An 18,779-nucleotide genomic window follows, 5' to 3' on the forward strand; every position below is an offset into this window, starting at 1 on the left:
CCGCTATTTATCACTATAAATGTGTCTCTAACGGTATTATAATTTCAATGGGTAAAAAATACCACTGTGCAGATAATATTGTTATAGAAAGTTTTCATTCATTACTTAAGAAAGCTACAATCCATAATAAAATATATAATTCACATGAAGAATATATACAAGATGTTATAAAATGAAATACATGATATTCAAATCGTAAAGAAAAAGATATAATAAAAAAAATAGTAAATACTTTTTATTAGTACTTACTAAAATGGGTGCAGTCTACAGACTATGTTTTAAATTGAATAAAAAATCAGCAAATTGAAAATCCTAAAATTGATGGATTAGAAATTAATTATAAAACAAAGTTTCATTATTAAATTATTTATGAAATTTATTGATAAAAATATTAATTTAAAGTATGAAGCTGAATTTTGAAAAGATGAACATAGATATAAATTTAATAATAAATTTTTACCAAGTGTTACACCAATAGTTAGTAACTATTTTAATAAAACTTATTATGATATTAAAGGTTCTACATATTTTAATAAAGCAATAATTAGGGGAAATATTATTCATTAATTTGCATCAAGAATATTATACGATTGTGTTAAAAATAAAAACTCACGAAACAATATTAATCAAATATTAGAATTATTAAATGTTGAATATAATGAAATTAAAGAATTATTTCCATTAATAAAAAAGTTTAATGATTTTATTAAAAAAATTGAAAAAGAATTTAAAAAAATTATAGCAATAATAGAACAACCAATTTCAGATGGATTAATTTGTGGTACACCCGATTTGGTTTATATGGAAAATAATAATGCAGTTGTTGTTGATTTTAAAACTTGAAAAAATGTTGAGCTTAAAAAAATTAAAATGGCACAATTACAAATTACGGAATATGCACATTTATTAAAAGCCAATGGTATTAATGTTGCTGATAAAGGCGAAATTTGAATTATAAATGAAAATGGAATTGAAAGAATTAATTTTAAAATAACAACTAAATTAAATTTAGAATGACAAGATGCAAAAGCACAATTTTTAAAAAATAGTGCAAATTTTAAAGAGAATATTAAAAATGGAAATTAAAAATTATTTAGAACAACCAAATACGAAAAATTGATTAGATACAAAATTTAAAAATGAAAAAGAAAAAGATATTTTTGTCAAAAATGTTCTTTTAATTTGAAATAAAAACAAATTATTCAGCAAATGTGAATTAAATAGTATTTTATCAGCGTGTTATCAAGGTATGTTATTAAATTTACCAATAGATCAAAATTTAGGTTTTATTTATGTTTTGCCCCACTACAATGAAAAAGAAAATAAGTATTTGGCACAACTTCAAATCGGTTATAAAGTGTATATTCAACTCGCCATTAGAACTGGACAATATTTAACTATTAATGCTATTGAAGTTAAAGATGGTGAATTAAAAAAGAAACTATTGGATATGTAGCATATTTTAAACTATTAAATGGTTTTGAAAAAACTTTATTTTGAACAAAAGAACAATGCGAAAGTCATTTTAGTAAATATTCACAAACTTATAAAAAATATGGAAAATTTATGGTTAGTGGTTTCGGTGATATGTCTCTTAAAACTGTTTTATCTACCTTATTAAAAAAATGAGGAATTATGAATATTGAAATGCAAGAAGCATATAAATATGATCAAACAGTTATTAATGATGACAACAATATAAATTATATTGACAATCAACAACTTATTAGCATTGAATCAAACAACAATATTAATAATTAAAATGAAAAAAATAAAAATTTTAATGAAAATGTTTTAATTAATGATGATTTAACATTAGAATAATAATTTTTAATGAATAATAAATATAAAACTCGCCCAATTCGTAATAAATTTTATCATACTACTGAATGAAAAAAAGTGAGGGATTATTACTTCACTTTAAAACTGGGTATGTGTGAAAGATGCAAAAAAGATAAGGGTTATTTAAATAAAGGAATAATAGTTCATCATAAAAAATATATAAAAGATCAAGATTTTATTAATTGAAATAAAGAAATATTATTATCAATAAATAATTTAGAGTTATTATGTTTAAAATGTCACAACAAAGAACATATGCGTGAAAAAGCATTTAATGATAACATTGAAATTAATTTAGAAACTGGTGAATACATAATAAATAAAAAATAATTCTAAAAGTAAATATAAAAAATAAAATTAATAAAGTTTTTTAACTTTGTTAATTAATGGAGGATATATGAAAAAGAAAATCTGTCTTAAACAATTATATTGAGGTTATTGCTTTCAAAAAGAATGTAATCAAAAAAATAAATTACAAAAATTAATGCGTAAAAGTTATTCAGTTTCATTTGAAGATATGACTGATGAACATTGATAATTAGGAAAACAAAATTAGGAGGAAAAAATGGCAAGTTATAAACATTGTAATCAATGTAGAAGAATATACTTTCCTAGTGATTATGAAATTAAAAATAAATCCTTAGAAACTTTAAAAAAAATTAAAATACATGGTCATTTTGAAATGACATTTAAATTTAATAGTTATTGTGGCATTACGGAACATAGACATAGTGGCATAACTATAAAAGAATATTCGGAGGAATTAAAAATGATATGTAATAAAGCATTAAAAATTAACAATAAAGATATTATTTATGCACAAATTAATAGTGATTATTCAGATAATTTAGAGTTAAATTTATATCTTAAATTTGGTGATGAGGAACGACATGTGGGTAATATTTCATTATCAACAGATTTTGATTTAAATTGCAATTGATATGAAATTGATGAGATTAAAGATTTAATTAGTGATTATTTAGAAGATGAAGAAGCAGATTACGAGGTAATAAATTATGAATAATGCAAAATATTTATTAATTCAAAAAACATATTCCATAGCCATCTTTAATAAAAATTAATATAAATTAATAGCATTTAATTATATCAGCATTATGTATATCACAAGATTAATAGTAATCTTGTTTTTTATTAAAAATAAATTTGACAAATATTAAAAATAGAGTTAGTGTGTGAGTATTATTTGATAATAATTAGAAGGTGGAAATGCTAAAATGATTACAAATATTGTTTTTTTTAAAGATGTTGAAGAAGAAAATGATAAAAAATATATTGAAGATATTACTAAAAAATTAATTGAAAAAGATTATGAATTGTTTAAAATGACAAAAGAAAATCCAGAATATCAAAAATATAAAATAAAAGAAAAAAGAAATAAAACTATAATAACAAAAAGATGCCGTGTAACTATTTCGCGAAGAAGATATTATTATTTTGATGAAATTTTAAAAAGAAATGTATATGTTTTTTTGTTAGACGAATATTTGGGAATTAAAAAATGACAAAGAACAGAAAATTCATTGCGAGAAAAAATATTATCATTTATGGGCGATGGAAAAAGATATCGTGATGTTATAGATACAGTTGCCAATTCAAAAATTAGTAATATGACAATATCAAATATTTATAAGAATGTTGATTTAGATAAAATTGACTATATTCATATTAATCAAAGTAATAAAATAGATATTACCGGAGATACTATATATGTTCAAGCGGATGGTACATTTCAAACTATGCGAGATGATAAAACCAAAGAAAAATTAAAAGAACATATATTAATTTCTAGTATACATACTGGGTTTGATAAGGAAAAATCAACTGAAAAAAGACCAGTAATTAAAAATAAAAAAGGTGTTTTCGAAATGAATAATATTCCACATAAAATTAAAAATTTAACTAATATTAAGGTATTTACAAATAAAGTTATTGAAGCAATGCATAGTTATAATATTAAAAAAGATACAAAGATTTTAGTTTTGGGTAATGGTGCAAATTATATCGAAACTATCGCTAATTCTATTGCGAAAGAATTTAAAAATAATATTCTTGATGTAAGTTTAGATAAGTATCATTTAGTTAAAAAATTTGAACATTTATTATCATATCGAAAAAGAAATAAAATATAATGTAGCAAAACACTATTTTTATAATGGAAAATATGATGAATTATTAGATTTATTAAATTCTCTTTTGCCATATATTGTTGGAAATAAACGAAGTTATTTATTAAAAACAATTAAATATATTAAAAATAATGAAAAAGGTATTCGCAATCAAATTCTCCCTAATAATATTGGTTGTCACATGGAAGGTGATATTTCGAAAGCAAAAAGTGTTAAAGGTAGGGGAGGCAAAATTTATAATAAATTAACTTTTAATAATTTATTAACCGCTTCAATGATTAAAACTAATAGTGAAACAAATATGAAAAATAATAAAGAAATGAAAAATATTGTAATTAATAAAAATAATTTAGTTGAAGTTCTTAAAGTTCAAAATTTAAGTATTTAGTTTTTAATTCATTAATTTTAAAAGTGTAAGTTAAATAAAAATTATTTTTCAGTGTGTAAAAATAATAAAAATGAAAAATATAATAGATAAATATTGACAATAAAATAGTTTGGTTTAAAATAATAGTGTAAGTGGAATGCTTAAAGTGTTCTAATTTCTTAAATTATATAAGTTACCCTATAATTATTTATACGACCAAAAATTTTGCAAAAAAAAGAAATTACAACTGATGATAAAATAATATTTCGAACAATTTTTGATGTCTTGAGCACCTTATTTACTGATGAAAATCAGCTTTCAACTTTAACAAGTTGCTATAATATTAATCATTATCAACAAGTTTGATTTCCTAATATTGTTTCTCTCACCCCAAAAGCATTAGCAATTAAAAAGGGATATGCAAATTATATGTCCGATGACTGAAATTATATTTATTATTTTAATGACACAAATGATCAGACAAAACAACAAAAATTAGGCGAAAAACAATTAGAACGTCAAACCCAATTAATTACTTTTGCAAAAATAAATGAAAAAGAATTAGGTATTGGTTATCATTTTGTTGGTGTTTTTACATTTATTGGCTTTCTTGATAAAGATTACAAAACAATGATTTATCAAAAAATTAAAAATAGTTATCAACTTAATAAATAATTTAAAAAACCATACTAAGAAAGTATGGTTTTTTAAAATTGATAGTTATTATTTTTATTTACTTTTGCTTCTAATCGTTGTTTTCTAATTAATTCTCGGGTCTTTTTTTTAACTCGGGCATAATCAAACGGATTTCGTTTTCCTGCTCCAGCTTTAATATGTTTGCCAAAAATATTAATTTTTCAAACTCAATTTCTTTGTTTAAATCGCATAATAACTCCCTTCATGTTAAACATAAAGCCCTACTCATTTATGGTACACAATAATTACCAATTTTTCAATTTATTCACAAGAAAATTAAAAAATGGGTCAAATACTTTATTAAGGATTCGGTACGATTATTATTTTTAAAAATAATTAAGTTAAAACTTCATATCCAGTCGGAGTAATTAAAATTGTATCTTCAAAATGGGCACTACATAAATGTAACGCTGACACTGGTGTTCAATTATCATCTAACATTTTAATTGCTTTAGTCCCAATTTGAACCATTGGTTCAATACAAATTGTCATTCCAGCTTGTAAGCGCATTCCTACCCCCCCTGTTCCAACATTAGGAATCATTGGTTCTTCATGTAATTCACGCCCAATTCCATGACCAGTAAATTCAGTTGGTAAGAAAAAGCCTTCTCCTTCAACATATGTTTGAATTGTTTCACCAATATCACCAATTCGTACTCCTGGTTTTAAAATTGCGGTTGCTTTTGCTAGTGCTGTTTCAGTGACAGTTAATAACTTCACATGTTCTGTTGTGCGCGGTTTTCCAACAATTACAGTAAAAGCGCCATCACTATTATAACCTTCATATGAACAACCCGCATCAACAGAAACAAGGTCACCTTCCACAAATGGCGTATGATTTGGAATTCCATGCACTAAAACTTCATTTAAAGAAACACAAATAGTCGCGGGAAAACCATATAAACCTTTAAAATTTGGTTGGCAATTATTTGCTCGAATAATTTCTTCTGCGCGTTGATTAAGCATAACGCCTGTTACTCCTGGTTTAATCATCGCTTTTAATTCTTGATGAATTTGTTTTAATGTTAAACAAGCTTTGCGCATATATTCAATTTCTTGGTCTGTTTTAATTGTAATCATCGTTAAATTCCTTTCAGATTTTATTTTATCATAAAAAGAAAAAAACTAACTGTTGTGTCGTTAGTTTTTTGATTAGACTAATTCAATAATCACCATCAGAGCGTTATCTCCTTTACGATTATCTAATTTTAAAATGCGTGTATAACCACCATTACGAGTTTTATATTTTTTGGCAATGCCATTAAATAATTTTTGTAATGCGGTTTCCTTTTCATTTGCATCAATATCACGTAAAAAACTATCAGCACGACGACGAGCATGTAAATCTTGTCGTTTTCCTAGTGTCACTAATTTATCAACATGACGGCGTAATTCTTTGGCGCGTGTTTCTGTTACTTCCAACCGTTCATTAATAATTAATTCGGTTGCTAAATTACGCATTAAGCCATTTCTTCATGCAGTATTTTTCCCTCTTTTTTGTTGGTATGACATCCTTTTTCACCTCTCTTAATCACGTCGAAAGTTTAAACCTAATTGGGTTACTTTATCAGTAATTTCTGTTAATGATTTTTTCCCTAAGTTTCTAATTTCTTGAATTTCATCTTCTGATTTTGAAACTAAATCACGTAAAGTATCAATTTTTGCTCTTTTTAAGCAATTTTGTGAACGTTGCGTAAACTCTAGTTCATCAATGCTACGATCTAATTCATCTTCTTCCGCTTCTGCTTCAGATGAAATAATTTGGGTTGCTTTAATTGCTTCATTCAAGTTAACAAAGAATTCTAAATGCTCAGTAATAACTTTTGCTGCCATTGCAACAGCGTTAACTGGCGTAATTGAACTATCAGTTTGAATTTCTAATTCTAATTTTTCTAAGTCAGCATTTTTCCCCACCTTTGTTGGTTCAACATTATATGCCACACGCTGAATTGAACAATAATTTGAATCAATTACAATTAAATCAGCATATTTTTTTTCTTTTTTATTATCTGTAAATGATTTATACCCACGCGAATTACGAGCATGTAGCTCCAAGTCTAATTCTCCACCTTTAGCAATTGTTGCTAATAATAAATCACCATTGATAACTTCTACTCCAGTTGGGACAACTAAATCTCTTGCGTAAATTTCTCCTTCTTTTGAAGAAACTACTTTTAAAATTACTGATTCTCCATCTGGAATAATATCTTGATTAATTTTTAATACTAAATTTTTAATATTTAAAATTATTTTTGTAACATGTTCAACAACACCGGGAATAGCAGTAAATTCATGCGAGGCACCTTTAATTCGAACAGCAAAAACAGCGGCTCCTGGTGTTACTGATAGTAATGTTCGACGTATCGCATTTCCCAATGTAACACCAAATCCTCGTTCTAACGGTTCAACTAAAAATTTTCCGTAATTATTGGCTTTATCTTCTACTTGTAATTTAAATTCTGGTCTAATAAATTGTTTCATCGCCTAATCTTTCTCCTATCCTCTTGGTCTTTTTGGTGAACGTGCCCCATTGTGAGGAATTGGCGTTACATCTTTAATTGAAGTGATTTCTAATCCAATTGCTTGAATGCTCCGTACCGCAGCATCACGCCCTGGGCCTGGCCCTTTTACTTCAACTTGAACACTACTCATTCCGTGTTCTTGGCTTGCTTTTCCAGCTGCTTCAGCAACCATTTGGGCAGCATAAGGAGTTGACTTCTTACTTCCTTTAAAACCCATTGCTCCTGCTGATGCTCATGAAATGACATTACCCGCTTCATCAGAAAGGGTAACAATTGTATTATTGAAAGTTGAATGAATATGTGCAATTCCTTTTAGGACATTTTTTTTAACTTTTTTCTTATTCGTTTTTTTTCTAACAGCCATAATTGTTCTCCTTATCTACTATTTTTTCTTATTAGCAACTGTTTTACGTGGTCCTTTAACTGTTCGTGCATTTTGCTTTGACGACTGTCCGCGTGCTGGCAAACTTTTACGATGACGAATTCCACGATAACTACCAATTTCCATTAAACGTTTAATATTCAAGGCAACTTCACGTCGTAAGTCTCCTTCGGTTTTTAATTTGGCAATTTCATTTCTAATTGTTGTTAATTCATCTTCTGATAAATCTTTCACACGAATATCTTCTGATATTTTTGCTTCTTTTAAAATTTGTTGTGATTGTGGTTTTCCAATTCCATAAATATATGTTAACGCAATTACTACGCGCTTATCATTTGGAATATCTACTCCGCCAATACGTGCCATATTCTTTTCCTCCCTTTTTAACCTTGTCGTTGTTTATGTTTTGGCTGTGAACAAATTATCATCACACGCCGTTTTCTTCTAATTACACGACATTTGTCGCAGATTTTTTTAACTGATGATCTTACTTTCATCGTGTATTCTCCTTTACCAAAATTTTTGTTATTTTGTTTATTTATGTCTAAAAACAATACGCCCACGTTCTAAGTCATAAGGTGACATTTCAACAACTACTGTATCGCCGGGTAAAATGCGAATGTAATTCATCCGGATTTTACCCGAAACGTGAGCTAAAATAGTTGCACCATTTTCTAATTGCACCTTAAACATTGTATTTGGTAATAATTCTAAAATTGTTCCTTGTACTTCTAATAAATCAGTTTTGGCCATTTTATCTATTACCTCCAATCTCCGTTATTTTAAAACTGCCATAATTTGGTCTCAGACAGCATTTCCTTCCATATCAGCATCAATAACGGTTAATACTTGCTGATTTAAATAATATTCAATTAACGGTGCAGTATCAACATGATATGCCGCTAATCTAATTTTAATTTTTTCTTCATTATCATCTTTACGTTGTACTAATGGAGTTTGATCATCATCACAAACTCATGCCACTTTTGGGGGCACTGCTGTTTTATGATATGTTCGTCCACAAGTTGGACAAGTTAAACGTCCCGTAATTCGTTCGATTAACTTTGCTTCATCAATTTCAAAATATAATGTATGATCAACCTTGCTATTTAGTTTTTGCAATAATTGATCTAATTTTTTTGCTTGCGCAATTGTGCGCGGAAAACCATCTCAAATTAAATCACCAGTTACTGTTTGTAAATGATTTTCAACCATTTGAATCATAATATCATCAGGAACTAATTTTCCCTGGTCAGCATACTGTTGACACAAAATACCTAATGGTGTGTTTTGCTTAATATTATCACGAATAATATTACCGGTTGAAATATGCGTAAAACCAAACTTTTTAACTAAATGGTCTGATTGGGTTCCTTTTCCACTACCAGGAGCTCCTAACAAAATAAAATTTCGCATTAACTTTCCTCTGGCTTTCTATCATAAATATGAATCTTTAGTATCATCCGTTAATTGTTGCGACTTTTTATCAATAAACGCTTGTTGCGTAATTCGTCCTTTAACTTGACGCATTGTTTCTAATGCGACTGATACCATAATAATTAATCCTGTTCCTCCAATTGCTAATGCACTTGGTAAAGCTGTTAATTTACTAATCACATAAGGTAAAATTGCAATTGCCGCCAAAAAGACTGACCCTAAAATACTTAAACGGTTAATTGTTCCCTTAATGTATTTTTCAGTTTCTTTCCCAGGGCGAACACCAGGAATAAAGGTTCCGGCCTTTTGAAAATTCTCAGCAATTTTTTCAGGATTCATTTGTACTTGTGAATATAAGAAAGTAAATAAAATTGTTAAAATCGCATAAATAATAATTCCTGGTCATGTACTAAACGATAAATAATTATTGGTAAATTGCACAAAACCATTATTTGGATTACTTACACTAATAATCTGTGCAACAGTAATTGGGGCTGAAATTAATGCCGAGGCAAAAATTACGGGAATAACTCCAGCGGAATTAATTTTTAATGGTAAGAAGTGGCAGGTTTCTTCATTTCCAGATACCAAACCACTTCCTGTTTGCTGAATTGGCAATTTCCGTTCTGATTCATTTAACATTACAACAAATAAAACCACTAATAAGAACATTACAACATACACTAAGAATTTTAAAATTCCATCAAATAATAAGTTAATGTCTTCTTGTCCTGAAATTCAGAATTTAAAAGTTGTTTGTAAATTATTTGGTAATTGCGCAACAATTCCAGCAAAAATAATTAATGAGATCCCATTGCCAATCCCTCTAATTGTCATTTGATCTGCTAATCAAAGCATTAACATTGTTCCTGCAATTAAGGCGGTTGGAACTAATGTATAATAAAAGATCGGACTTCCCGTTCCAAAATCAGATGAATCTCATTTTGGAGAAATAATGCCTTGGTTTGCCATAGTAAAAATTGTGGCAATTCCTTGCATAATTGCAAATGGAATTGTTAATCACTTTGTTAAGCGATCTAATTTTTTCCGCCCACGTTCTCCACTTTTTGCTCAGCGTGATAAAGGCGGAATTACATCAGTTGATAATAACTGTACAATAATAGAAGCAGTAATATATGGTGATAACCCTAAAGCTAAAATTGAAAACTTTCCAAGCGTTCCTCCTCCTAACATTGAAATCAAACTAAAGAACTGATCATTGTTTGATAAATCTTGAAAGTCAGGTGAAATTTTTACGCCCGGGACTGTTAAATAACTACCTAAACGAATTAAAACTAAAATTAATAAAGTAAAACAAATTCGTTTAATCAAATCTTTATTTTTAACAAAAAAGTTTGATGATTTAACAATGTCAACCTCGCGATTATGGCGAGTCATTTTTCTTTTTTTCGCTTTAGTTTTCACTATATTACCTCCACTTTTCCTCCAGCTTTTTCAATTGCTGTTTTTGCAGTTTGCGAAACTTTGTTAACTTTAACATTAACACTCTTAGATATTGTACCATTACCTAAGATTTTAATTAATTCTTTTTCATTTTTTAGCACTTTTTTGGCAACTAATGTTTGATGGTTAATTTCATTCAATCCTAATTTTTCCAAATCACTTAAGTTTAATAAGACATATTTTTTGGTTGTTAAATTAGTAAAACCAACCTTTGGTAAACGACGGAAGATAGGAGTTTGTCCCCCTTCAAATCCAGGGCGAACACCACCACCGGTGCGGGCATTTTGCCCTTTATGTCCTTTACCAGCTGTTTTTCCTAATCCTGATGAAGTTCCTCGTCCTAGTCGTTTCTTACTATGACGGGCTCCATCAGTATACTGTAATCCGTTTAATTTCATTGTTCTGTCCTCTTATCCTTGTAACTCTTCTACGGTTTTACCACGTAATTTTGCAATTTGATCAATTGTTCGTAAATTAATTAAACCATCTAATGTTGCACGAATCATATTAATTGGGGTATTTGATCCTAATGATTTTGTATAAACATCTGCTAAACCTGCTAATTCAATCACAGCTCGGGCTGGTCCTCCAGCAATAACTCCTGTCCCTTTGCGAGCTGGTTTAATTAATACTTTTCCTGCTCCAAAATGACCAATAACTTCATGTGGAACAGTTGTTCCCACTAGTGGCACTTTTACTAATTGTTTTTTTGCCTCTTTAATTGCTTTTTTGATTGCATCAGGAACTTCGTTTGCTTTTCCAGTCCCAAAACCAACGCGACCTTTTTTATCACCAATCACAACAACTGCCGCAAAGCGGAAATGACGTCCTCCTTTTGTTACTTTAGTAACCCGACGAATTGTTACGACTTTTTCTTCAAACATATTTTCATCACCACGACGATCATTATTACGTTCAAAACGTTGATTGCCTTGCCGAAAATTATGTTGTGGTCCTTCTTTTTTTGCTGCTGGTTGAGCTGAGTTTCCTGTATTTGGTTTTAAATCTGTTTTATTCTCTGCCATATCTTCTTATTGCTCCTTTTAAAATTTCAGTCCTGCTTTACGAGCAGCCTCTGCAAATGCTTTTACTTTGCCATGGTATAAATATCCACCGCGATCAAATACTACCGTTGTAACTTTTTTATCAAGTGCTTTTTTTGCAATTTCAGCGCCAACTTTTTCTGCCGCTGCAATATTGCTTGTTGATTTTAAACCAGCCATTTTTAATGTTGAGGCTGCAACAATTGTTTTTTGCTTCACATCATCAATTAATTGAGCATAAAAATGCCCATTTGATTTAAACACATTTAAACGAGGAACAGCTGTTGTACCATTAATTTTGGCACGAACACGAAAATGTCTTCTTTTTCGTTTTGCACTACGACTTTGACTTTGTAAATTTGCCATTGTTGATATTCCTTTCTTCTGCTATTTACCAGCAGATTTTCCTTCTTTACGGATAATGTGTTCGTTTTTGTATTTAACCCCTTTACCTTTGTAAGGTTCTGGCTTACGATAATTTCTGATGTTTGCAGCTACTTCCCCAACTAATTGTTTTAAAATTCCTTCCACAATAATTTGTGTTGGTTTTGGAAGTGTAATTGTAATTCCTTGCGGAATTTTATATTCAATTGGATGAGAATATCCTAAACTTAACGTTAACTTATCACCAGCTAACGCCGCACGATACCCTACTCCATTAATTTCTAATTCTTTTTTGAAACCTTTGCTGACACCTTCTAACATTCCTTGAATTAAAGAATTAATTGTGCCATGTAATTGCTTACTATGTTTCACATCATTTGCTCTAGTTGTTGTCACAACACCTTCTTTGGCAGCAACAGTAATAACACTTGGAATTGCTTGTTCTAATTGTCCTTTTGCGCCTTTTACAATAACATTATTTGGTTGAATTGTTACTTTAACACCAACTGGAATTTTTAACTCTCTATTACCAATTCGAGACATTGTTTTGCTCTCCTTTAAATATTTCTATCACACATAAGCAATAACTTCCCCACCTAAGTGAGCTTGTTTTGCTGCTTTGTCTGTCATAATTCCTTGGTTTGTTGAAATAATTGCAATTCCCATCCCATTTAAAACTTGAGGTACTTCTTCAACGGTTACATAAACTCTTAAACCTGGTTTTGAGATTCGTTTTAATCCTGAAATAACTTTTGTTTTACCTTTATACTTTAAAGTTAACGTTAAGTCTTTTTTAATATCTCCTGATACTTTAAAGTCTTCGACATAGCCTTCTTCTTTCAAAATCTCAGCAATTCTTACTTTCATTTTACTTGACGGCATTTTTACACTTTTGTGTAAACGTTGATTAGCATTGCGAATTCTTGTTAACATATCAGCGATTGTATCAATCATCATAATTAATTAGTCTCTCTTTCTATCATGAAGCTTTTCTAACCCCAGGAATTTGTCCTTTACTTGCTAAATTTCTAAAGCATAAACGACATAAATCAAATTTACGTAACACAGCATGAGATCGTCCACAGTTTCCACATCGAGTATAACCTCTTACCTTGAATTTTGGATGGCATTGTTGTTTAACTTTTAATGATTTTTTGGCCATATCTTCTTTTCTCCTATTTTTTAAATGGCATTCCCATTTTGCTTAATAATGCTCGAGCATTAGCATCATTTGTTGCACTTGTGACAATTGTAATATCCATTCCCCGTACTCTTTTAACTTTATCATAGTCAATTTCAGGGAAAATAATTTGTTCTTTAATTCCTAAGGTATAATTTCCACGCCCATCAAAGGCATCTTTATTAAGCCCACGGAAATCTCTTACTCGTGGTAAAGCAATGTTGATTAGTTTATCTAAAAACTGATACATTTTTTTCCCACGTAAAGTAACTTTTGCTCCAATTGGCATTCCTTCACGTAATTTAAAGGAAGCAATTGAACCTTTAGCTTTGGTAACAACTGGTTGTAACCCAGTTATTAATGCTAATTCATTTGTAATATCTTCAATTACTTTACTATTTTGTGTTGCATCCCCAGCTCCCATGTTAACAACAATTTTTTTAACAACAGGAACTTGCATTATTGATTGAAAACCTTGCTCTTTGAATAATTCTTTAACAATTGTATTATTATATTTTTTTTCTAAATTAACATTCATTATTAATCATTATTCCTTTCTATGCTAAATGTACTTTTGATTTACGAGCAATGCGAACTTTTTTACCATTATCAGCAATTTGATAACTAATTTTAGTAATTTCTTTTTTATTTTTTGGGTCAATTAATGCAACATTTGAAATATGAACTGAAGCGGGAACTTGTTGAATTCCTCCTTCAGTGTTATCTTGTGAAGGTTTCACATGTTTAATATTTGTAATTCCTTCAATTACCACACGACTTTTTTCACGTAAGACACGAATGATTGGACCTTCTGTTCCTTTATGTTTTCCGGCTATAACTTTCACTAAGTCACCTTTTTTAAATTTAACTTTATTCATAAATAGCCTCCTATAATACTTCTGGTGCTAATGATGCAATTTTTACAAAACCAGCATCTTTAACTTCCCGGGCGATTGGCCCAAAAATCCGTGTTCCACGTGGGTTTTTATCATCTTTAATTAATACTACAGCATTTTCTGAAAATTGAATTTGTGTTCCATCACTTCGTTTTAAACCACGTTTAGTACGCACGATAACCGCTTTAACAACTTGTCCTTTTTTGACAATTCCACCAGGGGTTGCTTTTTTAATTGTACATACAACGATATCCCCAATATTAGTAAACTTTCGTCATGAACCACCCAAATTTTTAATTACTAACACTTCTTTTGCCCCAGAGTTATCAGCAACTTTTAATCTTGATTCTTGTTGGATCATTTTTTTATTATCCTCTTCTTACTAACCAATTGCTTTTTCAATAACTTGAATTAGACGAAAGTGTTTAGTTTTTGATAAAGAACGCGTTTCCATAATGCTTACTTTATCTCCAATGTGGGCTTGATTTTGTTCATCATGTGCTAAATATTTTTTTGAATACTTTACACGTTTTTTATATAAGAGGTGATTTTTATATGTTTCAACTAAAACAGTAATTGTTTTTTCAGCTTTATCTGAAATAACACGTCCTTGTAAGACTTTACGACTATTTCTTTCCATTATTTTTTCCTTGTCCCTTTCTTAGTTGTTTTTTCATCGGCTTTTTTTGTTGTTTTACCAGCGGTTAAGATTTTATCACGATTTTCTTTTCAATTTGTACCATAAGTATATTCTTTTGCGTTGGGGTCTTTTGTTTTTAATTCTAAATCAATTTTAACTCCTGAACCACGCCCTTTTGTAGTGCCACCCATCGCAACAGAACTTTTAATTGCTGCTAATTTTTCTTTTGAATTAAGTTCAGTTGTTTTTTTAGTTGTCTTAGTTGGCTCTGCTTTTTTTGTTCCTTTTGGTACTTCAATGTCTGCTTTAGCCGAAGTAACTGATTTAACAGTTACTGTTGTTTTGTCGCTTGGTGTTGTTTTACTTTTTGCTGCTGGTTTCTTTGCCGCAGCTTTTTCTTTAATTAAAGTTTTTAATGTTGCATCTTTATCAGTTTTAGTTTCTTGTACAACATCTTTTTTAGCCACTGGGGCTTTTTTCACAGCTGATGTAGCTGCTTTTCAAGTTGTCGGTTTTTCTTCCCCAACAACTTTTTTCTTAGGAGATTCTTTCCCACCGGCTGGTTTCTTTGCCGCAACTGGTGTTTTTTGTTCATCAAGAACATTTGCTTCTCCTGTTGTTGAAACAACATCTTCTTCTGTTAAGTCCATTGCGTCATTTAATGGTAAATCCATTAAACTTGGCATTTCTCCTTCAGCAGCTTGTTGCTCAGCCATCATTTGCTCAATTTTTGCCTTGCGTTGTTTTACAAATGCTTGTGATTCTTTTTCAATTTTCGCATATGTTTCATTTAAATTAACTTTAACATTAATTGCGGTGTTTTCCCCAGCATTTTTACGAGCAGATAAGATTGTTAAAATGCGAGCAATTTGCTTTTTTAATTCCCCAATGCGATGTGGTTTTTCTAAATTCCCCATTGCTGATTGGAATCGTAACGCAAATAATTCAGCACGTGATTCTTCTTCCAGTTTTTTCAATTCTTCAACTGATTTTTTGGTTAAATCATTCATCTCTTACTCTTCTCCTTTTTTAACAATCTTACATCTTACTGGTAATTTATGCATTGCTAATCGTAATGCTTCACGGGCAGTTTCTTCAGAAACACCTGCTACTTCAAACATGACCGTTCCTGTTTTAACAACTGCTACTCATTCTTCGGGTGAACCTTTTCCTGAACCCATTCGAACTTCTAATGGTTTTTTTGTTTTTGCCATATGAGGAAAAATTCTAATTCAAACTTTTCCTCAACGTTTCATATAACGTGTCATTGCAATCCGCGCTGCTTCAATTTGGCGGTTTGTAATTCACGCTCCATCTAGTGATTTTAATCCAAATTCTCCAAAATCTACTTTCGTATTTCCTTTTGCTTTTCCTTCATATTTAATACGATGCGGACGACGATATTTTGTTCTTTTTGGTAATAACATTATTTTGCCTCCTTAGCAGCAGGGTGTGATTTTGGTCTTTGATCACGACGATTATTGTTTGAACGATTAAAGTCGCGTTTTTCAAACTTTGGTTTTTCATCACTTGTAGAAACTAATTCTTTGCTTAGGATTTCTCCCTTACAAATTCAAACTTTAACTCCAATTTGGCCATAGGTTGTTAAAGCTTCGGCTAAAGCATAATCAATATCACTACGTAAAGTTGCTAATGGTACGGTTCCTTCGGTATATCCTTCTGTTCGTGCCATATCTACACCACCTAAACGTCCTGAAACGGAAGTTTTAATTCCTTGTGCTCCAGCTTTCATTGCTTTTTTAATTGCTAATTTTTGAACACTTCTAAATGAAGCACGATTAACAATCTGTTCAGCAATGGTATTCACCACTAATTGTGCATCAGTGTCTGGGTTTTTAATTTCAACAACATTAATTTTTACTTCTATTTTACGATCGCCAATTGTAATATGTACTAATTTTACTAATTTTGCGATGTTTTTTCCTTCTTGTCCTAAGACAACACCAACACGAGCAGTTCTAATAAAGATAACAATTTCTTTTTTTGTTCGTTCAATTTCAATTTTAGAAACACTTGCTCCTTTTAATTCTTTCATTAGAGCTTTTCTAATCTTGATATCTTGATGCAATCATTTGACATATTCTTGCTTTTCAGCGTATCATCTTGAATCTCACGTTTTAATAACTCCAACGCGTAATCCTGTTGGACTAACTTTTTGACCCATCTCTTGTTATCTTCCTTTCTTATTGTTGTCCATCACTAACAGTAACTATGATGTGACTTGTTCTCTTCAATATTTCATATGCTCGCCCATGTGCACGCGGACGGAAACGTTTTAATGTTGGTCCTTCGTTAACGAAGATTTCTTTAATAAATAAGCGATCAGCATCCAATCCATTATTATTAACGGCATTTGCTACCGCTGATTTAACTAATTTTTGAACTGGAACTGATGATTTTTTATTTGTGTTGTTAAGAATAACTATTGCGTCTCCCACTTTTTTATTCCGAATTAAATCGGTAACTAATCTTACTTTTCGTGGCGATATTCTAATACTTCTTAAGTTTGCTTTTACATCCATTTATATAATACTCACTTTCTGAATTTAATTATTTTTTCTTCTTCTTATCATCGCCATGTCCACCAAATTTTCTTGTTGGTGAGAATTCTCCCAATTTATGACCAACCATATCTTCGGTAACATAAACTGGAATATGTTCTTTTCCATTGTGGACAGCAAAAGTATGACCAATAAATTCTGGGAAGATAACGCTTCTTCTTGTTCAAGTTTTAACAACTTCTTTTTTATTCGCAGTATTCAATGCTTCAACTTTTTTTTGTAAATGTTTATCAACAAATGGCCCTTTTTTCAGACTTCGTGACATTGTTTTACCTCCTATATATAATCTCTCTAATTTTGATTTTTACTTTCAACTATTATTTTTCGGATTGACCCTAATTAGCAAGATTATTTATTACGTCTTCTAACGATTAATTTAGTTGAAGCTTTTTTCTTGTTACGAGTTTTCACTCCTAATGCTTTTTTACCTCATGGTGTCATTGGTGCCTTTCGACCAACCGGAGCTTTACCTTCTCCCCCACCATGGGGGTGATCATTTGGGTTCATAACTGACCCACGAACAGTTGGACGAATTCCACGTCAGCGGTTTCGTCCTGCTTTTCCTCAATTTACTAGGGCGTAGTCTTCGTTTCCAACTTCACCAACTGTTGCTCGACATTCTCCTAAAACTTTACGAACTTCACCTGATGTTAATCGAATTGTGACATATTTACCATCTTCATCTTTCCCTAATAATTGCACTGATGAACCAGCTGAACGAGCTAATTGTCCACCTTTGCCTGGACGTAATTCTAAATTATGTAGAACAGTCCCTTCTGGAATGTTTTTTAATTTCATGCAGTTTCCAACTTTAATATCTGTTTTCTCACCACTAACAATTTGCATTCCAACTTTGATGGTTTTTGGTGCTAAAATATATCTTTTTTCACCATCAACATAATTAACTAAACAAATAAAGGCATTACGATTTGGATCATATTCAATTGTTGAAATTTTTCCAATAATATTATCCTTATTACGTTTAAAGTCAATAATACGATATTTAACTTTGTGGCCGCCACCTTTATGTCTTGTTGTAATAACTCCTTGGTTATTACGACCAGCATGTTTTTTCCGAGTTTCAATTAATGATTTTTCCGGGCGATCAGTTGTCAACACGGAATAATCTAATGACGTCATATTACGACGACTCGGTGTGACTGGTTTAAAACTCTTAATTGGCATTTTTATTTATCC

35 protein-coding genes and 1 pseudogene are annotated in these 18,779 nt (G+C 30.2%); 10 read left to right on the forward strand and 26 right to left on the reverse strand.

Features of this window, described 5'->3' with window-relative positions:
- Window positions 1–47 precede the first annotated feature (47 nt).
- From D9R21_RS00005 to D9R21_RS00050, 10 genes and pseudogenes are all read left to right on the forward strand, one after another.
- A complete protein-coding gene (locus D9R21_RS00005; protein WP_126820562.1) occupies window positions 48–242 on the forward strand; it encodes a hypothetical protein in 195 nt (64 codons plus the stop codon).
- Between the two features lie 127 nt (window positions 243–369).
- Entirely contained in the window at window positions 370–567 is a 198-nt protein-coding gene (locus D9R21_RS00010; RefSeq protein WP_126820563.1) for a hypothetical protein, read from the forward strand.
- A 234-nt stretch (window positions 568–801) separates the two neighbouring features.
- The gene (locus D9R21_RS00015) at window positions 802–1,086 is read left to right on the forward strand and encodes a Dna2/Cas4 domain-containing protein (protein WP_126820564.1); all 285 of its coding nucleotides are present in this window, start codon (window positions 802–804) and stop codon (window positions 1,084–1,086) included.
- A pseudogene (locus D9R21_RS07985) lies at window positions 1,076–1,761 on the forward strand (recombinase RecT). Before D9R21_RS00015 ends, D9R21_RS07985 begins: the two are co-directional and overlap by 11 nt.
- A 72-nt stretch (window positions 1,762–1,833) precedes the next feature.
- The gene (locus D9R21_RS00030; protein WP_126820567.1) at window positions 1,834–2,172 is read left to right on the forward strand and encodes an HNH endonuclease; all 339 of its coding nucleotides are present in this window, start codon (window positions 1,834–1,836) and stop codon (window positions 2,170–2,172) included.
- Window positions 2,173–2,239: 67 nt separating this feature from the next.
- Window positions 2,240–2,380 (forward strand): hypothetical protein, encoded by a 141-nt coding sequence (locus D9R21_RS06815; protein WP_158613831.1) that lies wholly within the window; start codon window positions 2,240–2,242, stop codon window positions 2,378–2,380.
- Between the two features lie 27 nt (window positions 2,381–2,407).
- Window positions 2,408–2,866 (forward strand): hypothetical protein, encoded by a 459-nt coding sequence (locus D9R21_RS00035; RefSeq protein WP_126820568.1) that lies wholly within the window; start codon window positions 2,408–2,410, stop codon window positions 2,864–2,866.
- Between the two features lie 211 nt (window positions 2,867–3,077).
- Entirely contained in the window at window positions 3,078–3,992 is a 915-nt protein-coding gene (locus D9R21_RS00040) for a UPF0236 family transposase-like protein (protein WP_126820569.1), read from the forward strand.
- Window positions 3,952–4,377: a hypothetical protein gene (locus D9R21_RS00045; protein ID WP_126820570.1), complete on the forward strand. Its 426-nt coding sequence runs from the start codon at window positions 3,952–3,954 to the stop codon at window positions 4,375–4,377. The genes D9R21_RS00040 and D9R21_RS00045 overlap by 41 nt, the downstream gene beginning before the upstream one ends.
- A gap of 204 nt (window positions 4,378–4,581) precedes the next feature.
- Complete coding sequence (locus D9R21_RS00050) at window positions 4,582–5,031, forward strand: hypothetical protein (protein ID WP_241525447.1); 450 nt, start codon at window positions 4,582–4,584, stop codon at window positions 5,029–5,031.
- Window positions 5,032–5,063: 32 nt separating this feature from the next.
- On the opposite strand, the gene D9R21_RS00055 is transcribed toward D9R21_RS00050, so the two are convergent.
- The 26 genes from D9R21_RS00055 to rplB all read right to left on the reverse strand — a co-directional run bounded on the left by D9R21_RS00055 (window position 5,064) and on the right by rplB (window position 18,767).
- Complete coding sequence (locus D9R21_RS00055; protein WP_126820572.1) at window positions 5,064–5,243, reverse strand: hypothetical protein; 180 nt, start codon at window positions 5,241–5,243, stop codon at window positions 5,064–5,066.
- Between the two features lie 145 nt (window positions 5,244–5,388).
- Window positions 5,389–6,132: a type I methionyl aminopeptidase gene (gene map, locus D9R21_RS00060; RefSeq protein ID WP_126820573.1), complete on the reverse strand. Its 744-nt coding sequence runs from the start codon at window positions 6,130–6,132 to the stop codon at window positions 5,389–5,391.
- Window positions 6,133–6,204: 72 nt separating this feature from the next.
- Entirely contained in the window at window positions 6,205–6,564 is a 360-nt protein-coding gene (gene rplQ / locus D9R21_RS00065; RefSeq protein ID WP_126820574.1) for a 50S ribosomal protein L17, read from the reverse strand.
- Window positions 6,565–6,579: 15 nt separating this feature from the next.
- The gene (locus D9R21_RS00070) at window positions 6,580–7,533 is read right to left on the reverse strand and encodes a DNA-directed RNA polymerase subunit alpha (protein WP_126820575.1); all 954 of its coding nucleotides are present in this window, start codon (window positions 7,531–7,533) and stop codon (window positions 6,580–6,582) included.
- A 15-nt stretch (window positions 7,534–7,548) separates the two neighbouring features.
- Window positions 7,549–7,938, reverse strand: coding sequence for a 30S ribosomal protein S11 (rpsK, locus tag D9R21_RS00075; protein WP_126820576.1), 390 nt, complete (start codon window positions 7,936–7,938; stop codon window positions 7,549–7,551).
- Between the two features lie 18 nt (window positions 7,939–7,956).
- Complete coding sequence (rpsM, locus tag D9R21_RS00080; RefSeq protein WP_126820577.1) at window positions 7,957–8,322, reverse strand: 30S ribosomal protein S13; 366 nt, start codon at window positions 8,320–8,322, stop codon at window positions 7,957–7,959.
- Between the two features lie 17 nt (window positions 8,323–8,339).
- On the reverse strand, window positions 8,340–8,453 hold the full coding sequence (rpmJ, locus tag D9R21_RS00085; RefSeq protein ID WP_126820578.1) for a 50S ribosomal protein L36: 114 nt from the start codon (window positions 8,451–8,453) through the stop codon (window positions 8,340–8,342).
- A 37-nt stretch (window positions 8,454–8,490) separates the two neighbouring features.
- Window positions 8,491–8,709 (reverse strand): translation initiation factor IF-1, encoded by a 219-nt coding sequence (infA, locus tag D9R21_RS00090; protein WP_126820579.1) that lies wholly within the window; start codon window positions 8,707–8,709, stop codon window positions 8,491–8,493.
- 24 nt (window positions 8,710–8,733) lie between these two features.
- A complete protein-coding gene (locus tag D9R21_RS00095) occupies window positions 8,734–9,372 on the reverse strand; it encodes an adenylate kinase (RefSeq protein ID WP_126820580.1) in 639 nt (212 codons plus the stop codon).
- Between the two features lie 18 nt (window positions 9,373–9,390).
- Window positions 9,391–10,791, reverse strand: coding sequence for a preprotein translocase subunit SecY (gene secY / locus D9R21_RS00100; RefSeq protein WP_196234359.1), 1,401 nt, complete (start codon window positions 10,789–10,791; stop codon window positions 9,391–9,393).
- A gap of 26 nt (window positions 10,792–10,817) precedes the next feature.
- Window positions 10,818–11,255 carry a 50S ribosomal protein L15 gene (gene rplO / locus D9R21_RS00105; protein ID WP_053390521.1) on the reverse strand — a complete coding sequence of 146 codons (438 nt, stop codon included), beginning with the start codon at window positions 11,253–11,255 and terminating at the stop codon, window positions 10,818–10,820.
- A gap of 12 nt (window positions 11,256–11,267) precedes the next feature.
- Window positions 11,268–11,882 (reverse strand): 30S ribosomal protein S5, encoded by a 615-nt coding sequence (rpsE, locus tag D9R21_RS00110; protein WP_126820582.1) that lies wholly within the window; start codon window positions 11,880–11,882, stop codon window positions 11,268–11,270.
- 18 nt (window positions 11,883–11,900) lie between these two features.
- Window positions 11,901–12,266, reverse strand: coding sequence for a 50S ribosomal protein L18 (rplR, locus tag D9R21_RS00115; RefSeq protein WP_126820583.1), 366 nt, complete (start codon window positions 12,264–12,266; stop codon window positions 11,901–11,903).
- Window positions 12,267–12,287: 21 nt separating this feature from the next.
- A complete protein-coding gene (rplF, locus tag D9R21_RS00120) occupies window positions 12,288–12,827 on the reverse strand; it encodes a 50S ribosomal protein L6 (protein WP_126820584.1) in 540 nt (179 codons plus the stop codon).
- A gap of 24 nt (window positions 12,828–12,851) precedes the next feature.
- Complete coding sequence (rpsH, locus tag D9R21_RS00125; protein WP_114564644.1) at window positions 12,852–13,241, reverse strand: 30S ribosomal protein S8; 390 nt, start codon at window positions 13,239–13,241, stop codon at window positions 12,852–12,854.
- Between the two features lie 19 nt (window positions 13,242–13,260).
- Window positions 13,261–13,446 carry a type Z 30S ribosomal protein S14 gene (locus D9R21_RS00130; RefSeq protein ID WP_126820585.1) on the reverse strand — a complete coding sequence of 62 codons (186 nt, stop codon included), beginning with the start codon at window positions 13,444–13,446 and terminating at the stop codon, window positions 13,261–13,263.
- Between the two features lie 13 nt (window positions 13,447–13,459).
- The gene (rplE, locus tag D9R21_RS00135) at window positions 13,460–14,002 is read right to left on the reverse strand and encodes a 50S ribosomal protein L5 (RefSeq protein WP_126820586.1); all 543 of its coding nucleotides are present in this window, start codon (window positions 14,000–14,002) and stop codon (window positions 13,460–13,462) included.
- A 19-nt stretch (window positions 14,003–14,021) separates the two neighbouring features.
- Window positions 14,022–14,342, reverse strand: a complete 321-nt coding sequence (rplX, locus tag D9R21_RS00140) for a 50S ribosomal protein L24 (protein ID WP_126820587.1) — start codon at window positions 14,340–14,342, stop codon at window positions 14,022–14,024.
- A gap of 10 nt (window positions 14,343–14,352) precedes the next feature.
- Window positions 14,353–14,721, reverse strand: a complete 369-nt coding sequence (rplN, locus tag D9R21_RS00145) for a 50S ribosomal protein L14 (RefSeq protein ID WP_004028433.1) — start codon at window positions 14,719–14,721, stop codon at window positions 14,353–14,355.
- Window positions 14,722–14,742: 21 nt separating this feature from the next.
- The gene (gene rpsQ / locus D9R21_RS00150) at window positions 14,743–15,003 is read right to left on the reverse strand and encodes a 30S ribosomal protein S17 (protein ID WP_196234361.1); all 261 of its coding nucleotides are present in this window, start codon (window positions 15,001–15,003) and stop codon (window positions 14,743–14,745) included.
- Window positions 15,000–16,010 (reverse strand): 50S ribosomal protein L29, encoded by a 1,011-nt coding sequence (rpmC, locus tag D9R21_RS08615; protein ID WP_126820589.1) that lies wholly within the window; start codon window positions 16,008–16,010, stop codon window positions 15,000–15,002. Before rpmC ends, rpsQ begins: the two co-directional genes overlap by 4 nt.
- A gap of 3 nt (window positions 16,011–16,013) precedes the next feature.
- The gene (gene rplP, locus D9R21_RS00160) at window positions 16,014–16,427 is read right to left on the reverse strand and encodes a 50S ribosomal protein L16 (RefSeq protein ID WP_004028429.1); all 414 of its coding nucleotides are present in this window, start codon (window positions 16,425–16,427) and stop codon (window positions 16,014–16,016) included.
- Entirely contained in the window at window positions 16,427–17,185 is a 759-nt protein-coding gene (rpsC, locus tag D9R21_RS00165) for a 30S ribosomal protein S3 (protein ID WP_126820590.1), read from the reverse strand. The genes rplP and rpsC overlap by 1 nt, the downstream gene beginning before the upstream one ends.
- A 19-nt stretch (window positions 17,186–17,204) precedes the next feature.
- A complete protein-coding gene (gene rplV, locus D9R21_RS00170) occupies window positions 17,205–17,543 on the reverse strand; it encodes a 50S ribosomal protein L22 (RefSeq protein WP_126820591.1) in 339 nt (112 codons plus the stop codon).
- 28 nt (window positions 17,544–17,571) lie between these two features.
- Window positions 17,572–17,847 (reverse strand): 30S ribosomal protein S19, encoded by a 276-nt coding sequence (gene rpsS, locus D9R21_RS00175; RefSeq protein WP_126820592.1) that lies wholly within the window; start codon window positions 17,845–17,847, stop codon window positions 17,572–17,574.
- 83 nt (window positions 17,848–17,930) lie between these two features.
- Entirely contained in the window at window positions 17,931–18,767 is an 837-nt protein-coding gene (gene rplB, locus D9R21_RS00180; protein ID WP_126820593.1) for a 50S ribosomal protein L2, read from the reverse strand.
- Between the last annotated feature and the right edge of the window lie 12 nt (window positions 18,768–18,779).

The organism is Spiroplasma endosymbiont of Megaselia nigra (assembly GCF_003987485.1).
GTDB lineage: Bacteria > Bacillota_I > Bacilli_A > Mycoplasmatales > Mycoplasmataceae > Spiroplasma.